1 pseudogene is annotated in these 203 nt (G+C 48.3%); it reads left to right on the top strand.

Annotated elements, in window-relative coordinates:
• Positions 1-203, top strand: a pseudogene (locus AB4486_RS27420) (AraC family transcriptional regulator); the annotation flags it as partial.

Below are 203 nucleotides of genomic sequence, written 5' to 3'. Positions count from 1 at the left end.
CCGCTTAACCCTCAACTCGACGGAAAAACTCAGCGCCAGCTTGTCTTGGTGAAAGAGTTCTTAGATGATTTTCCACAAGCCGATGTGTCCCTAGAGGAGCTGTCTAAGTTAGCGGCATTGAGTCCGTTTCACTTAGTGCGTTCTTTTCAGAAAGAGTTTGGCCTTCCGCCACATGCCTATCAGATTCAATCTCGGCTAAGGCT

It is taken from the genome of Vibrio sp. 10N.222.55.C6 (genome assembly GCF_041473395.1).
Classification (GTDB): Bacteria; Pseudomonadota; Gammaproteobacteria; order Enterobacterales; family Vibrionaceae; genus Vibrio; species Vibrio crassostreae_C.
Note: the sequence above shows the minus strand (reverse complement) of the source record. Positions and strands in the feature narration are given on the sequence as shown.